Below are 14,207 nucleotides of genomic sequence, written 5' to 3' on the forward strand. Positions count from 1 at the left end.
CGGGGCCTCGGAAAGGGTGGCCCAGGTGGGGTGGCATGGGGGCTCCTTACGGGAGGCGGGAGAACCAGAGAAGGGAGGCGATGGCCGCGAGCAGGGCCGCGGCCAGGGCGGCTCCGGCGACCAGGTTGGTGATCTCGCGGGGTTCTGTGGTCCAGCCGATGGAGGACTGGAGGTCGGAGTACACGTCGCGCAACTGGTCGTCGCTCTCGGCCTGGTAGAAGGTTCCGGCCGTGGCCTCGGCCAGCTCCTGGAGGGCCTCGGTGTCGGCCGGGACCGGGATGTCGCGGCCGTCGAGGTTCACGGTGCCGTCGGGCGTGCCGTAGGCGATCGTCGACACCGGCACACCGGCCTGGGATGCCGCCTCGGCAGCTTCGTCGATCGGGCGGCCGGAGGTGTTGCCGCCGTCGGACAGCAGCACGATCCGACTTGGCGGCGGATCGTCGGGATCGATCGTCCGGACCGCTTGCAGGCTGGTGAGTACGGCGTCCCCGATCGCCGTACTGTCGTTCAGCTGCAGCCCGTTGATCGCGTCCACGGTCGCCTGATGATCCGTGCTCGGCGCCGCCACGACGTTCGCCGTACGAGCGAACGACACGAGACCGACGTTGAACTTCGCCGGCAGCTCCTGCACGAACTGCACCGCCGCCTGCTTCGCCACCTCGAACCGGTTCGGCGCCACATCGGTGGCCGCCATCGAGTTCGACACGTCCATCGCGACCAGCACGGTCGCCCGCTCCCGCGGCACGCGGATGTCGGCGACCGGCCGCGCGATCGCGATCGTCAGCACCGTCAGTGCCGCGAGAAAGGCCGCGGCCGGCGCGTGCCGGCGCCAGCCGGGCCGCTTCGGGGCGACCTTCTCCAGCATCGGGAGGGTCGCGAACCGGACGGCGTACTTCGTCCGGCGCCGCTGGGCGACCAGGTACGCCGCCACGAGGGCGGCGACCAGCACCAGCAGCCAGAGCCACAGGGGTTGCTCGAATCTCATCTGACACCAGTTCTCACGGAGCGGGCACCGGCCCGGCGACGGGCGGTGGCGAAGGATGCGACGTCGCGGACCCAGTCGGCGTCGGTGCGCAACACCAGGTGTGCAGCGCCGGCCGAGCGGATCGCCTGGGCGGTGTGGTCGCGGTGCGCCGTCATCGCCTCGGCATAGCGACGGCGGAGGGTGTGGTTCGCGGTCTGGATCTCGCGGCGGCGGCCGGTCTCGGGGTCGACAAGGGTGAGCAGGCCGACCTCGGGGAGCTCGAGTTCGCGCGGGTCGAGGACCTCGACGGCGATGACCTCGTGCCGGGCGGTCAGCCGCCGGAGCGGGTCCGTCCAGTTGGTTTCGTGGAAGTCCGAAACGATCACGCGTAGACCTGGTCGCGGATGTTCCCGGTCGAGGCGACTGACCGCCTGCCCCAGATCCGTTCGCGGAACGGCGCCGGGTTCAGGTCTGGGCAGTGTGAGCAAGGCCCGGATCGTATGCCGGAGCTGGAGCCTGCCGGCCGCGGCCGGCAGCCGGCGAAGGTCGTTGCCGAGGGCAACGCGAACACCCAGGCGGTTGCCGGGACGATCGGCGAGGAGTCCGAGCGCGCCGACGATCGCGACCGCGACATCGCGTTTCTCGCTGAGTGCGGTACCGAAGTCCATGCTGGCGGAGGCGTCGAGCAGGGCCCAGGTCTCCAGTTCGCGTTCGGCGAGCGGTGCGCGGACGTGCGGCTCGAGGGAGCGGGCGGTGACGTTCCAGTCCATCCGCCGTACGTCGTCCTGGCCGGGCTGGTACGGTCGCGCCTCGTTCGGTTCACTGCCGAGGCCGCTGCGCAGACCGGTGATCTCGCCGTGCAGGAACCCTTCCAGCTTGCGCTTCACGGACAGCTCCAGTGACCGTAACGCCCGCTCGCGCCCCGCGAGGAGGTCGGTCATGCCGCGGTGACGTCGTCGTCGGCGGGCACCACGTGTGGCTGCTGGATCGTTTGCAGTATGCGGGCGATCACCGACCGCGGATCGACCCCGTCGGCCAGCGCGTCGAACGTCAGCACCAACCGATGCGCCATCACGTCGAGCGCCACGTCGTACACGTCGGCCGGCAACACATAGTCCCGCCCGCGAAGCAGCGCCAGCGCCCGCCCGGCGGCGACCAGACCCAGCGTCGCCCGGGGGCTGGCGCCGAAGTCCAGAACCCCGGCCAGGTCATGGATCCCGTACTGCTCGGGTGCCCGGGTCGCGTGCACGAGGCGGACGACGTACTCCGCGACCGCGTTGTGCACGAAGACGTCATCCGTTGCCTCCTGCAACTGAACGACCTGCTCCGGCGTGAGTACGGCGCCGGCGTGCGGCCGGTGCGCGCTCATCCGCTGCAGGATCGTCAGCTCCTCCAACGGCGACGGGTAGTCGACCGTGATCTTCAGCAGGAACCGGTCCCGTTGCGCCTCCGGCAACGCGTACACGCCGTCGGACTCGATCGGGTTCTGGGTGGCGAGGACGAGGAACGGCTCGGGCAGCCGGTACGACGTACCGCCGATGCTGACCTGGTGTTCGGCCATCGCCTCCAGGAGCGCGGACTGGACCTTCGCCGGCGCGCGGTTGATCTCGTCCGCGAGGACGAGGTTGGCGAACACCGGGCCGAGCTCGGTGTCGAAACCTTCCGTCGACGGCCGCCAGATCCGGGTGCCGGTGATGTCGCCGGGCACCAGGTCCGGAGTGAACTGCAGCCGCGCGAACCGGCCGCCGATCACCTCTGCCAGCGTCCGCACGGCCAGTGTCTTCGCCACCCCGGGCACGCCTTCGAGCAGACAGTGGCCGCGGGCAAGCAATCCGACCAGCATCCGCTCGACCAGGTGGTCCTGGCCGACGACGACCTTCTTCACCTCGAACAACGCATGCTCGAGCGGGGCCGAGGTCATGCGTTCCCGCTCGGGTTCTGGCCGTCCTTCTCCGGGCAGTCCGTCGACGACGGCGCCGGGGCCGGAGTGCTCGCTCCGTCCTCGACCGTCACATATCCCTGCTCCGGTGCGGGATCGTTCGTCGCGGCGTACGCCACCCCGCCGGCCCCGAGCGCCGCGGCCACCACCGCCGTACCAAGGATGAGCTTCTTCATCGGGATCTCCTTCGATCAGGTTGGCCACAGCTCATCAAGCGGCCGCGAAAACGACCGGAAAGCGGAGCGAAAGCGCACCGAAAGCGCACACCGGCGGTTCACGCTCCCCCGGCTACCTTTGACGCGTGCGACTACTGGTGGTGGAGGACGAGGAAGGGCTGGTCAGTGCGCTGCGCTCCGGACTCGGCCGGGCCGGGTACGCCGTCGACGCGGCGACGACCGGCGCGGAAGCGGTCGAGAAGCTCGCGACCACGGCGTACGACCTGGCGATCCTCGACATCACGCTGCCGGACACCAGCGGACTCGACCTGTGCCGGGCGGTCCGGCGGGGCGAGATCGAGGTGGCATCGGGACGGGAGCTGCGAGTGCTGATGCTGACCGCGCGTGCCTCGCTGGCCGACCGGGTTCGCGGCCTCGACGAAGGTGCGGACGACTACCTGACCAAGCCGTTCGCGTTGGTCGAGCTGCTGGCCCGGATCAGGGCATTGCTGCGGCGAGATGTCACCAACGGCACGACGCAGTTGCATGTCGGTGAGCTCGTGCTCGACTCGTCCCGGCACCTAGCGACCCGCTCCGGGCGTGAGCTGACGCTGACGTTGAAGGAGTTCGGCGTACTGCGGTATCTGATGTCGCGTCCCGGTCATGTCGTCTCGGCCGAGGAACTACTCGAGCACGTCTGGGACGAGAACGCCGATCCGTTCACCCAGAGCGTCCGGGTGACCGTCGGGACGTTGCGTCGAAAGCTCACGCAGGACGGTGAGGAGCCGGTCCTGGAGACCGTCATCGGCCGCGGTTACCGGCTGCGAGGTGAGGAATGAGACTCCCGACCTGGGCCCAGACGATCCGGTTCCGGCTCACCCTGACGTACTCCGCCGTACTGATAGCGCTGTCGGCGTTGCTGCTCGGCGGGGTGTATCTCGCGCTGGAGCAGATCCTCGATGCGAAACCGCTCAACCAGATCGAGGTCAAGAAGTACTACACGGATCACGAAGGCAAGATCCATCTCAAGGACGGCCAGGTCATCCAGGCCGCGGAGATCTCCAGCCTGCAGTCCGCGGTGAATTACCAGACACTGGAGAGCCTGCGGAACTACTCGGCCGTCGGAATGGCGGGACTGTTCCTGGTCAGTCTCGGCACCGGGTGGTGGCTGTCGGGCCGGGCGCTGCGCCCGGTGCGCCGGATCACGGCGACGGCCCAGGAGATCTCCGCAACCGACCTGTCCCGTCGGATCGCCCTCGGCGGCCCGCGCGACGAGCTGCGGAACCTGGCCGACACCGTCGACGGCATGCTCGGCCGGCTGGAGTCGGCCTTCGTGGCGCAGCGCCAGCTCGTCGACGACGCGTCGCACGAGCTGCGCAATCCGCTCGCGGTCATCCAGGCGAACGTCGACGCCGTACTCGCGCACGACGACACGCCGCCGGAGGACCGGGCCCAGGCGACCGCGATCGTGAGCCGGGCGATCGCGCGGATGACGCGGTTGGTCGAGGACCTGCTGGCATCGGCGCGGCGGTCGTCGCCGGCGTTCGTGGATGCCGATGTGGATCTCGCCGCGATCGCGGGCGAGGCGGCCGAGGAGTACGAACTGCTCGCTGCGGATCGCGAGCTCCACGTCGTACTGCGGCTCGCGCCGGGACCGATCGCGGCCGGGGACGCGTCGGCGCTGCGTCGGGCCGTCGACAATCTGCTCTCGAACGCGGTCCGGCTGGCCCGCGGCGGGAGTGAACTCGTGCTGGCGGTCGGCAGCCGCAACGGCTGGGCGTGGATCGCGGTCCGCGACGAAGGGCCCGGCATCGCGGCCGACGACGCCGACCGGGTCTTCGACCGGTTCTTCCGGGCCGGTCAACGGCAGGCGCCGGCGACAGTACCCTCGAGTGGTCAGCGGCGGGCCGGGCTGGGGCTAGCGATCGTCCGCCAGATCGCCGAGTCCCACGGCGGGACCGTCGCGCTGCACTCGGAGCTCGGGATCGGCAGCACGTTCGTGATCTGGCTGCCCGAACGCTCCCTCACCGACGCCTCCGGCCGCGCCCCGACCCCACCCGCCGGGGACCCCCTCGGTCCCCGGCGCTGACGCTCGGCGCGGCTCAGCGGTTGTAGGGCTGGGACAGGAGCGGGCGGGTGTTCGTGAGGACCTGCTCGTAGTTCGCGCGGATCTTCGCGGCATCGAGGGTGATCGCCGGTTCGGGCTTGCCGACGGGGATCTGCCAGGTCGGCAGCTCGCCGGTGAGGGCCCAGGCGGCTTGGCGGGCGGCGCCGAGCGCGACGTACTCGGCTGGTTCGGGGAGGACGACCTCGGCACCCAGGAGGGCCGGGGCGAGGGCTTGTACGGAGCGGGAGCGGGCGCCGCCGCCCAGCAGGAGGACCCGGCGGACCGGGAGGCCCTGGGCGCGGAGGGCGTCGACGGCGTCGGCGAGGCCGCAGAGGAGGCCCTCGACCGCAGCGCGGGCCATGGTCGCCGGCTGCATGGTTGCGCGGGTGAGGCCGTAGACCAGGCCGGTGGAGTGCGGGAGGTCCGGCGTACGCTCGCCGTCCAGGAACGGGAGCAGCACCAGGCCGTCGCTGCCGGGCGAGGTGATCGCGGCCTCGTCGAACTCGGCCAGGTCGAGGCCGAGCATGGTCGCGGTCGCGGACATCACGCGGGCCGCGTTCAGTGTGCAGACGAGCGGGAGGTACTCACCGGTCGCGTCCGCGAAACCCGCGACCAGGCCGGTCGGGTCAGCGGTCGGGTTGGCCGAACGCGCGAACGCCGTACCGCTGGTGCCGAGTGAGACAGCAACATCACCGGGCTGCAGGTCGAGCCCCAGCGCTGCCGCCGCGTTGTCGCCGGTCCCCGCACCGATCACGGCACCGAATGCAGTCTCACCCACAACCTCCCCGGGCCCGGCAACCCGCGGAAGCGCCAACTGCCGCCCAAACGCAAGCTCCACCAGATCCGTGCGATAACTGTTCGTCGCCGCCGACCACCACCCGGTCCCCGACGCGTCCCCGCGATCGGTGGTAATCCCATCGATCCCCCGCCGGCCAGCCGCCAACTGATGCGTCACCCAGTCGTGCGGCAAGACCACCGCCGCCGCCCGTCGAGCCGCCTCCCGTCGCATGGCGGCTGTCTCCCCACCATCCGCGCCGGCGGCTTCGTCGCGGAGCCAGCGGAGTTTGGTGACGGTGAAGCTGGGGACGGGAACGGAGCCGATTGCTTCGGCCCAGGCGTCGGCGCCGCCTAGTTCGGCGATCAGTTCGGTTGTGGCGTCGGCCGAGCTGGTGTCGTTCCAGAGGACGGCGGGGTGGACCACCTCGCCGGACTCGTCCAGCAGGACCATGCCGTGTTGCTGGCCGCCCACCGCGATCGCCTGTACGCCGTCCAGCAGGCCGTCGGACGCGATCTCCCACGCCTTCCACCACTCGGCGGGGTCCACCTGGGTAGCGTCCGGGTGCGGCGCCCGCCCCTCGCGCACCACCGCGCCGGTCTCGGCGTCACACACCAGAACCTTGGTCGCCTGGGTGGAGCAGTCCACCCCGGCCACCAGCCTCAGCTCAGTCATGCTCCGACGCTACAGGGCTTCGAGCGTGGCGCGCGCACCGATCTCGTGGAGCGACTTCAGCGCGGCCTCGTACTGCGTGACGAACCGCTCGTCCGACGCGAGATCACCGAACAGATCCGGGTCCGAAATGAACACCAGTGGATCCGCCCGGTTGTGCTGCGCCCGCTCGACCAGCCGGTCCCGCAGCCGGTCGACGACCTCGATCGCGCCGCCCTGCTCGTCCGTGCCCTCGGCGTACCGGGCCCACGACGCCACGACCAGAACCGAGCGCTTGATCTCCCGGTCGGCCGCCAACTGCTCGCGCACCACCGGCAGCAACCACTTCGGGATCCGGTCCGAGCTCTCCGCGCACAGCCGCGCCAGCGTGTCCCGCACCTCCGGGTTCGCGAACCGCTCGATCAGCTGATGCTTGTAGCGGTCAAGATCGACACCCGGCACCGGCGGCAGCGTCGGCGTACCTTCGTCGTCCATGTAGCCGAGCAGGAAATCGACGAACAGCTTGTCCTGACACACCTCGTGGGCGTACCGATAGCCGTCCAGATACCCGAGGTAGCACAGCGCCTGGTGCGAGGCGTTCAGCAGCCGCAGCTTCATCAGCTCGTACGGCTCGACGTCCTCGACGATCTGTACGCCGACATCCTCGTACGGCGGCCGGCCCAGGCCGAAGTCGTCCTCGAGCACCCACTGCGTGAACGGCTCGCACACCACCGGCCAGCCGTCCTCGACCCCGAACCGCTCGGCCAGCGCCTCCCGGTCCGCGTCCGTCGTCACCGGCGTGATCCGGTCGACCATGCAGTTCGGGAACCGCACCTCGGTCTCCAGGAAGTCCGCGATCGCCGGATCCTTCAGCCGCGCGAAACCCGCGATCATCTTGCGCGCGACGTGCCCGTTGCCCGGGATGTTGTCGCACGACATCACCGTGAACGGCGGTACGCCGGCCTCCCGGCGCAGCCGCAGCGCCTCGACGATGAACCCGAACGCGCTCCCCGGCGTCGCCCCCGGCTCCAGGTCCGCCGCCAGCGCGGGGTCGGACGCGTCCAGCTCGCCCGTCACCTGGTTCACGTGGTACCCGCCCTCGGTGATCGTCAGGGACACGATCCGCGTCGCCGGGTCGACCATCCGAGCCAGCACGGCGTTCGGATCGTCCGGCGCGAACAGGTATCCGACGATCGAGCCGATCACCCGAGGTTCGAGGGTGCCGTCGGGATGCTTGACGACCAGCGTGTACAGGTGGTCCTGCGCCGGCAGGACGTCGTACATCCGCCGGTCCTGGGGCAGCACCCCGACGCCGACGATGCCCCAGTCCAGCGCCTTGCCGTCATTCATCAGCCGGTCCAGATACATCGCCTGGTGCGCCCGGTGGAACCCGCCGACCCCGAAGTGCACGATCCCCGGCGTCACCGCCGTGCGGTCGTAGGAAGGCACACCAACGTCATTGCCCAGGGCATCGAGAGCCGCGGCAGACAACTTCACTTGACCGCCCCCAGCGACAGACCCTGGACGAGTTTGTCCTGTGCGGCGAAACCGGCGATCAGCACCGGCAGCGACACCACGATCGACGCGGCACAGACTTTGGCGAGGAACAATCCTTGGCTGGTCACGAACCCAGTCAAGAACACCGGCGCGGTCTGCGCCACTGTGCCGGTCAGCACTCGGGCAAAGAGCAGCTCGTTCCAGCTGAAGATGAAGCAGATCAGCGCGGCCGAGGCGATACCCGGTGTGACGACCGGTGCGACCACGGACCGCAGTGTGCGGGTCAGCGACGCCCCGTCGACGGAGGCAGCCTCGAGGATCTCGACCGGCACCTCGGACAGGAAGCTGCGCAGCATCCAGACCGCGATCGGCAGGTTCATCGAGGTGTACAGGATGATCAGCAGCCAGATGTTGTCCAGGAACCCGACCGACTGCGCGAACAGGTAGATCGGCAGCAGGCCGGCCACCACCGGCAGCATCTTCGTGGACAGGAAGAAGAACAGCACGTCGGTCCACTTCTTCACCGGCCGGATCGACAGCGCGTACGCCGCCGGGAACGCGAGCAGGATCACCAGCACCGTGGACAGGATGCTCGCGGTCAGCGAGTTCGCGATCGACGGCCACGGTCCGGTGTCGAAGAACGAGCGGTAGCCGTCGAGCGTCAGCGGCGCCGCGATGTCCGGCGGGTTCTTCGCCGCGTTCTCCTCGGAGTGGAACGACGTCAGCAGCATCCACAGCACCGGCAGCACGAACAGGATGCCGACGATCCAGGCCAGCCCACTCAGCGCCCAACTACCACCGCGCCGGTTATGGCCCTTCACCATCGTGACTTGGCCGCTCATCGACCGGTCTCCTCTCGGAACAGCGTGGACACCGACCGGAGCGCGAACGTCGCGATCGCGATGGTGCCGATCACCACGATGACGCCGGCGGCCGAGGCCCGGCCGTAGTCGTGTGCGGTGTAGAACGTCTGGTAGATCGTGTACGGGAGGTTCGCCGTACCGAGACCGCCGGACGTGATCGTGAAGACCGCGTCGAAGTTCTGTACGACGTAGATCGAGCCGAGCAGTGCCGACAGCTCGAGGTACTGCCGCAGGTGCGGGAGCGTCATGTAGCGGAAGATCTCCCACTGGTTCGCGCCGTCGATGCCGGCCGCCTCGATCACGTCGAGCGGGCGGCTCTGCAGACCGGCCAGCAGGATCAGCATCATGAACGGCGTCCACTGCCAGACCAGCGCGAAGATGATCGACCACAACGGCTGGTTGCTGATCCAGTCCGGCTGCGGCGCGTTGTCACCGAAGATCCACTTCAGTACGCCGTTGAACAGGCCGTACGTCGGGTTGTACAGCGCGTGCTTCCACAGCAGCGCGGCGGCGACCGGCACGACCAGGAACGGCGTGATCATCATCGTCCGGACCGCGCCGCGGCCGCGGAACTTGCGGTCGAGCAGCAGTGCGATCAGCAGACCGAGCACGAGGCTGATCAGCACGACGCCCGCGGTCAGCAGGATCGTCACCCAGATCGCGTGCCGGGTGTTCACGTCGGTCAGCACCCGGCGGAAGTTGTCGATCCCGGCGAACCCGCGCTCGTCGGGGTAGTAGGCGTTCCAGTTCATGAACGACACGATGATCGTGACCACGAACGGCAACTGGGTCACGATGATCATGAACACCAGGGCCGGCAGCAACGGTCCGCGCCGGGCCCAGTCGCCGGCCTTGCGCATGATCGTGCCCTCCGAGCCGGGCGGCGCCGCCCGCCGCTCGGACTTGACCGCAGTCGGCTTCTTGGCGTCAACAGACATGAGCCGCACCCCTCACTTCGCTGCGCGCGAGCGGTACCGCTCGGCGACGTCGTCGGCGAGCGTCTGCCCGCGTTTCAAAGCCTTGTCGACGCTCATCCGCCCGGCGATCGCCGAGCTCACGTCCTGACTGACCTGGGTCCCGAGGTCCGGGAACTCCGGGATGTCGACGAACTGGATCCCCGGTGCAGGCCGCGGCTGGGTGCCCGGGTTGTTCGGATCGGCGTTCTCGATCGCCGACTTCGTCGGCTCGGCGAACGCCGACGCCTCCTTCACGTACTCCGGGATCTCGTACGTCGACGCGCGCTTACCGGCCGGAACGTTGGACCAGCCAACCTTCTCGCCGACGAGCTTCTCGTAGTCCTTGCCGGAAGCCCAGGAGATGAACTTCCAGGCGTTGTCCTTCTTCTTCGAGGCTTCCTGGATGCCCCAGGCCCACGCGTACAGCCAGCCGGAGCTGTCGGTCTTCACGACCGGCGCCGGCGCGTAGCCCATCTTGCCCTTCACGGGCGAGTTCGGCGCCTCGAGCGAGCCGGCCGCCGAGGTCGCGTCGTACCACATCGCGACGTTGCTCTGGATGGTGTTGTTCAGGCACTCGGTGAAGCCGGCCTGCGGTGCGCCGGCCTCGCCGTGCGCGCGGACGAGATCGACGTAGAACTTGGTCGCCTCGGTGAACGCGGGCGCGTTGACCTGGGCCTGCCAGTCCTGGGTGAACCAGGTGCCGCCGAAGGTGTTCACGACCGTGGTGAGCGGGGCGAACAGCTGACCCCAGCCGGGCTGCCCGCGCAGGCAGATGCCGCGCATGCCGGGCTGGGCGTTGTCGACCTCGGCGGCGATGTCCGCGACCTGCTGCCAGGTCGGCTTGGCCGGCATCTCGACGCCCTTGGCGGCCAGGATGTCCTTGCGGTACATGAGGAACGACGACTCGCCGTAGAACGGTTCGCCGTAGATCTTGCCGTCGTCCGCGGTCATCGACTGGGTCATCGGCTTGAGGATGTCGTCCTGGTCGAACGACGGATCCTTGGCGATGTAGTCCGACAGCGGGGCGATCCACTTGCTCTTGGCATAGATCGGGATCTCGAAGTTGCTGACCGACGCCACGTCGTACTGACCGGCCTGGCTGGAGAACTCCTGGCTGATCTTGTCCCGGACGTCGTTCTCCGGGAGCACGGTGAAGTTCACGTGGATGCCGGTCTGCTTGGTGAAGTTGTCCGCAGTGAGTTTCTGCAGGTCGACCATCTGCGGGTTGTTCACCATCAGCACGTTGATGCTGTCGGCGCTGTCGCCGCCGCCGGCGCCACCGCCCCAGCCGGCGCACCCGCTGGCCGCGCTCAACGCCAGCGCGATCCCTACCGCCACAAGCCTTCGTCCGGCCACTAGCGCTCCTCCGCTCATTTGAGCAAGCGTCCGCTCACAGGATGAGTGAACTAGGAAGGGACTTGACCTGTCAAGGGTCTGTGCAACACTTGGGTCCGATGGTGCTCATATGAGCGGGGAGGCTTTGATGGAGTCCTTCGGGCCGGCGCAGCTGGTGCTGACCGCCTCGATCGCGCGGCGGTACTACGTCGACGGGCGATCGAAGGTGGAGATCGCGGACGAGTTCCGGCTCAGCCGGTTCAAAGTCGCGCGGTTGCTCGACCAAGCGCGCAGCAGCGGGCTGGTGCGGATCGAGATCAGCCACCCCGGGGCCATCGACCTGGAGCTGTCGGTCCAGCTGCAGGAGGCGCTCGGCCTGCGGCGGGCGATCGTGGTCGACACGCCGGAGGTCGACGAGCCCGCTCTGCGGACCCAGCTCGGCAAAGCGGCCGCGGATCTGTTGTCGGAGATCGTCACCGCGGAGGACGTCCTCGGTCTCGCCTGGGCTCGCGCGGTGACGGCGATGACCGAGCAGCTGACGACCCTCGCCCCCGTGCCGGTCGTCCAACTCACCGGTGCGCTCACCCGACCGGATGTCGAGGCGAACTCGGTCGAGCTGGTGCGCCACACGGCGCGGTTGTCGGGCGGACCGGCGTACCTGTTCTATGCGCCGCTGGTCGTGCCTGACGCCGTGACCGCGCGGACGTTGCGGCAGCAGCCGGAGGTGGCGGAGGCGATCAGCCACTTCGACTCGGTCAGCAAGGCCGTGGTCGGGCTCGGCTCATGGGCGGCCGGGCAGTCGACGCTGTACGACGCGATGGACGAGAAGGCCTGTGAGCAGCTGGAGAAGCGCGGCGTGGTCGCCGACATCTCCGGGGTGTTCGTCGACGCGAACGGCGAGCCCGTGCAGAGCCGCGTCACCGAGCGGGTGATCGCGATCAACGCCGAGCAGATGAACAAGATCGACGAGGTGATCGCGATTCCGTACGGGCTGGCGAAGGTGGCCGCGGTGCGCGCCGCCGTACGCAGCGGGCTGGTCAACGGGATCGTTACCCACGCACCCCTGGCGAAGGCCCTGCTGAACGAGACACACTGACCCGCGATGCCTTCGCCCGAGGTTGAGACCCAGCTGCTCGGCGGTACTGCGAACCGTGGGCTGGTCGTGCGGGTCGGGAACACCGTCCGTCGCCCGCTGCGCCCCAGCAGCCAGGCCACGCATGCCCTGCTCGAACACCTGGAGCGGGTCGGGTTCGAGGGCGCGCCGCGGTTGCTCGGGATCGACTCGCAAGGCCGGGAAGTGTTGTCGTACCTGCCTGGCGAGACCGTCACCACGCCGTACCCGGGCTGGTCGATGACGGACGAGGCGCTGGACAGCGTCGCGCACCTGCTGCGCGACTACCACCAGGCTGTGGCGGACTTCCGGCCGGTCGGGCTGGAGTGGGCCGAGCCGGTGCCGTCGGCGTACGTCACCGGGCTGATCAGCCACAACGATCCGAACCTGGACAACGTGGTCTTCCGCAACGGCGTCGCGGCCGCCCTGATCGACTTCGACCTCGCCGGGCCCGGCTCACCCCTCTGGGATGTCGCAACCGCGGTCCGTTTGTGGGCGCCGCTCCGCCCCAAGGCAGACATCCACGACGTACGCCGGGGCCGTTCCTTCACCCGCCTCCGCCGCTTCGCCGACGCCTACGGCCTCACCGATCCCGACCGCCTCCGCCTGGTCGACGCCGCCGCCGACAACCACATCTGGTGCATGGCCTACGTCCGCCACGGCGCCGAATCCGGCCACCCCTGGTTCCACCAACGCTGGACCACCGGCGAATCCGAACTCACCAACCGCACCAACGAGTGGTTCACCCAAGCGGCGGCCGAGCTTCGCCGGGCCCTTCTCTGACCGCTTCCGCCACGCCCTCGTCGTACTTCTCCTTCAGCCGGTTGACCCAGTGCGGGATGAAGAGCCCCGTAGCCGTCGGGAACGGCGAGATGCCTTCGGCGTCGGTCAGCAGCGACAGCACGAACATGACGACGACCAGGCCGGCGACCAGGACCCAGCCGTTGCGGCAGATCCACGGCCCGGTACGACCTGCCAGTCCGCGGCGCGTCACCGCGCCGACCGCGAACAGCACGCCGTTGAGCGCGAACACGATCGCGGTGGCGATCTGAAACCATCGCTCGGCGTCGGCGTACGCCCCGAATGGCCGGACGACCAGCACGACGGCAGACGCGAGCCACCCAACCGCGACCAGCGCGTACACGGCGGCGCCCAGCTTCATCTTCGGCACGTCTGGATATCGCGGGGCGGGGATTCGCTGTTACTGCAGGAACTGGCGGAGAATGGGGCGGTGCGTTCACGGGTGGTGTTGCTGGCTGGGCCTTCGGGGGCGGGGAAGTCGCGGCTGGCGGAGTTGGTGGGGTTGCCGGTGGTGCGGCTGGACGACTTCTATCGGGACGGGGACGACGAGGCGATGCCGCGGTCCCCGCTCGGGATCGTCGATTGGGACGACCCACGGTCGTGGGACGGCGAACGGGCCGTCGCGGCACTCGAGCAACTGTGTACGACGGGCGCCGCGGACCTCCCGATCTACGACATCGCCGCCGACGGCACCGTCGGTCACCGGCCCGTCACCACCGAGGGCTCCGCGCTGATCGTTGCTGAGGGCATCTTCGCCGACCAGATCGTCGGCGCGCTCCGCGATCGCGACCTGCTCGCCGCGGCGATCTGCGTCCGTCACCACCGGCTCGTGACGTTCTTCCGCCGCTTCCAGCGCGACCTCCGCGAGCGCCGCAAACCTCCGCTCACTCTGCTCCGGCGCGGACTCCTGCTGCTCCGCGACGACCCCGTCGTCGTCCGGCGCTGCGTCGAGGCCGGCTGCGAACCGCTCCACCCGAAGGCCGCCCGCCGCCGGATCGAGACGCTTCTCACGCCGTCCACGTCCCAATAAAACAAGACTGTTTGCCTGGAGTT

The 14,207-nt window shown here is 69.2% G+C and carries 15 protein-coding genes; 5 read left to right on the forward strand and 10 right to left on the reverse strand.

Annotated features, from left to right (window positions below; translation table 11 throughout):
- Positions 1 to 46: 46 nt before the first annotated feature.
- Genes ABT313_RS05535 through ABT313_RS05550 form a run of 4 tightly spaced genes read right to left on the reverse strand, consistent with a single transcriptional unit; the run spans position 47 to position 3,079 of the window.
- The gene (locus ABT313_RS05535; RefSeq protein ID WP_350848989.1) at positions 47 to 985 is read right to left on the reverse strand and encodes a VWA domain-containing protein; all 939 of its coding nucleotides are present in this window, start codon (positions 983 to 985) and stop codon (positions 47 to 49) included.
- Complete coding sequence (locus ABT313_RS05540) at positions 982 to 1,905, reverse strand: DUF58 domain-containing protein (protein ID WP_350848993.1); 924 nt, start codon at positions 1,903 to 1,905, stop codon at positions 982 to 984. The genes ABT313_RS05535 and ABT313_RS05540 overlap by 4 nt, the downstream gene beginning before the upstream one ends.
- Positions 1,902 to 2,885, reverse strand: a complete 984-nt coding sequence (locus tag ABT313_RS05545) for an AAA family ATPase (RefSeq protein WP_350848995.1) — start codon at positions 2,883 to 2,885, stop codon at positions 1,902 to 1,904. The genes ABT313_RS05540 and ABT313_RS05545 overlap by 4 nt, the downstream gene beginning before the upstream one ends.
- The gene (locus ABT313_RS05550; RefSeq protein WP_350848997.1) at positions 2,882 to 3,079 is read right to left on the reverse strand and encodes a hypothetical protein; all 198 of its coding nucleotides are present in this window, start codon (positions 3,077 to 3,079) and stop codon (positions 2,882 to 2,884) included. Before ABT313_RS05550 ends, ABT313_RS05545 begins: the two co-directional genes overlap by 4 nt.
- A gap of 125 nt (positions 3,080 to 3,204) precedes the next feature.
- Between ABT313_RS05550 and ABT313_RS05555 the strand changes: the two genes are divergently transcribed.
- Positions 3,205 to 3,897 carry a response regulator transcription factor gene (locus ABT313_RS05555; protein ID WP_350848999.1) on the forward strand — a complete coding sequence of 231 codons (693 nt, stop codon included), beginning with the start codon at positions 3,205 to 3,207 and terminating at the stop codon, positions 3,895 to 3,897.
- On the forward strand, positions 3,894 to 5,147 hold the full coding sequence (locus tag ABT313_RS05560; protein WP_350849001.1) for a sensor histidine kinase: 1,254 nt from the start codon (positions 3,894 to 3,896) through the stop codon (positions 5,145 to 5,147). Before ABT313_RS05555 ends, ABT313_RS05560 begins: the two co-directional genes overlap by 4 nt.
- A gap of 13 nt (positions 5,148 to 5,160) precedes the next feature.
- Here ABT313_RS05560 and ABT313_RS05565 read toward each other — a convergent pair whose 3' ends face one another.
- The 5 genes from ABT313_RS05565 to ABT313_RS05585 are packed head-to-tail and all read right to left on the reverse strand — an operon-like array spanning position 5,161 to position 11,281.
- Positions 5,161 to 6,615 carry an FGGY family carbohydrate kinase gene (locus ABT313_RS05565; RefSeq protein WP_350849003.1) on the reverse strand — a complete coding sequence of 485 codons (1,455 nt, stop codon included), beginning with the start codon at positions 6,613 to 6,615 and terminating at the stop codon, positions 5,161 to 5,163.
- A 9-nt stretch (positions 6,616 to 6,624) separates the two neighbouring features.
- Entirely contained in the window at positions 6,625 to 8,040 is a 1,416-nt protein-coding gene (locus tag ABT313_RS05570) for a mannitol dehydrogenase family protein (RefSeq protein WP_350849005.1), read from the reverse strand.
- Between the two features lie 44 nt (positions 8,041 to 8,084).
- Positions 8,085 to 8,930: a carbohydrate ABC transporter permease gene (locus ABT313_RS05575; RefSeq protein ID WP_350849007.1), complete on the reverse strand. Its 846-nt coding sequence runs from the start codon at positions 8,928 to 8,930 to the stop codon at positions 8,085 to 8,087.
- Positions 8,927 to 9,889, reverse strand: coding sequence for a carbohydrate ABC transporter permease (locus tag ABT313_RS05580; RefSeq protein ID WP_350849009.1), 963 nt, complete (start codon positions 9,887 to 9,889; stop codon positions 8,927 to 8,929). The genes ABT313_RS05575 and ABT313_RS05580 overlap by 4 nt, the downstream gene beginning before the upstream one ends.
- Positions 9,890 to 9,901: 12 nt before the next feature.
- Entirely contained in the window at positions 9,902 to 11,281 is a 1,380-nt protein-coding gene (locus ABT313_RS05585; RefSeq protein ID WP_350849011.1) for an ABC transporter substrate-binding protein, read from the reverse strand.
- 91 nt (positions 11,282 to 11,372) lie between these two features.
- Here ABT313_RS05585 and ABT313_RS05590 point away from each other — a divergent pair, with 91 nt between their 5' ends.
- On the forward strand, positions 11,373 to 12,338 hold the full coding sequence (locus ABT313_RS05590) for a sugar-binding transcriptional regulator (protein WP_350849012.1): 966 nt from the start codon (positions 11,373 to 11,375) through the stop codon (positions 12,336 to 12,338).
- A 6-nt stretch (positions 12,339 to 12,344) separates the two neighbouring features.
- A complete protein-coding gene (locus ABT313_RS05595) occupies positions 12,345 to 13,136 on the forward strand; it encodes a phosphotransferase (protein ID WP_350849014.1) in 792 nt (263 codons plus the stop codon).
- On the opposite strand, the gene ABT313_RS05600 is transcribed toward ABT313_RS05595, so the two are convergent.
- A complete protein-coding gene (locus tag ABT313_RS05600) occupies positions 13,096 to 13,524 on the reverse strand; it encodes a hypothetical protein (protein WP_350849016.1) in 429 nt (142 codons plus the stop codon). The genes ABT313_RS05595 and ABT313_RS05600 overlap by 41 nt on opposite strands.
- Before the next feature lie 60 nt (positions 13,525 to 13,584).
- Here ABT313_RS05600 and ABT313_RS05605 point away from each other — a divergent pair, with 60 nt between their 5' ends.
- Positions 13,585 to 14,184 (forward strand): uridine kinase family protein, encoded by a 600-nt coding sequence (locus tag ABT313_RS05605; protein ID WP_350849018.1) that lies wholly within the window; start codon positions 13,585 to 13,587, stop codon positions 14,182 to 14,184.
- The last annotated feature ends 23 nt before the right edge of the window (positions 14,185 to 14,207 follow it).

The sequence above is a fragment of the Kribbella sp. NPDC000426 genome, assembly GCF_040300265.1.
Classification (GTDB): Bacteria; Actinomycetota; Actinomycetes; order Propionibacteriales; family Kribbellaceae; genus Kribbella.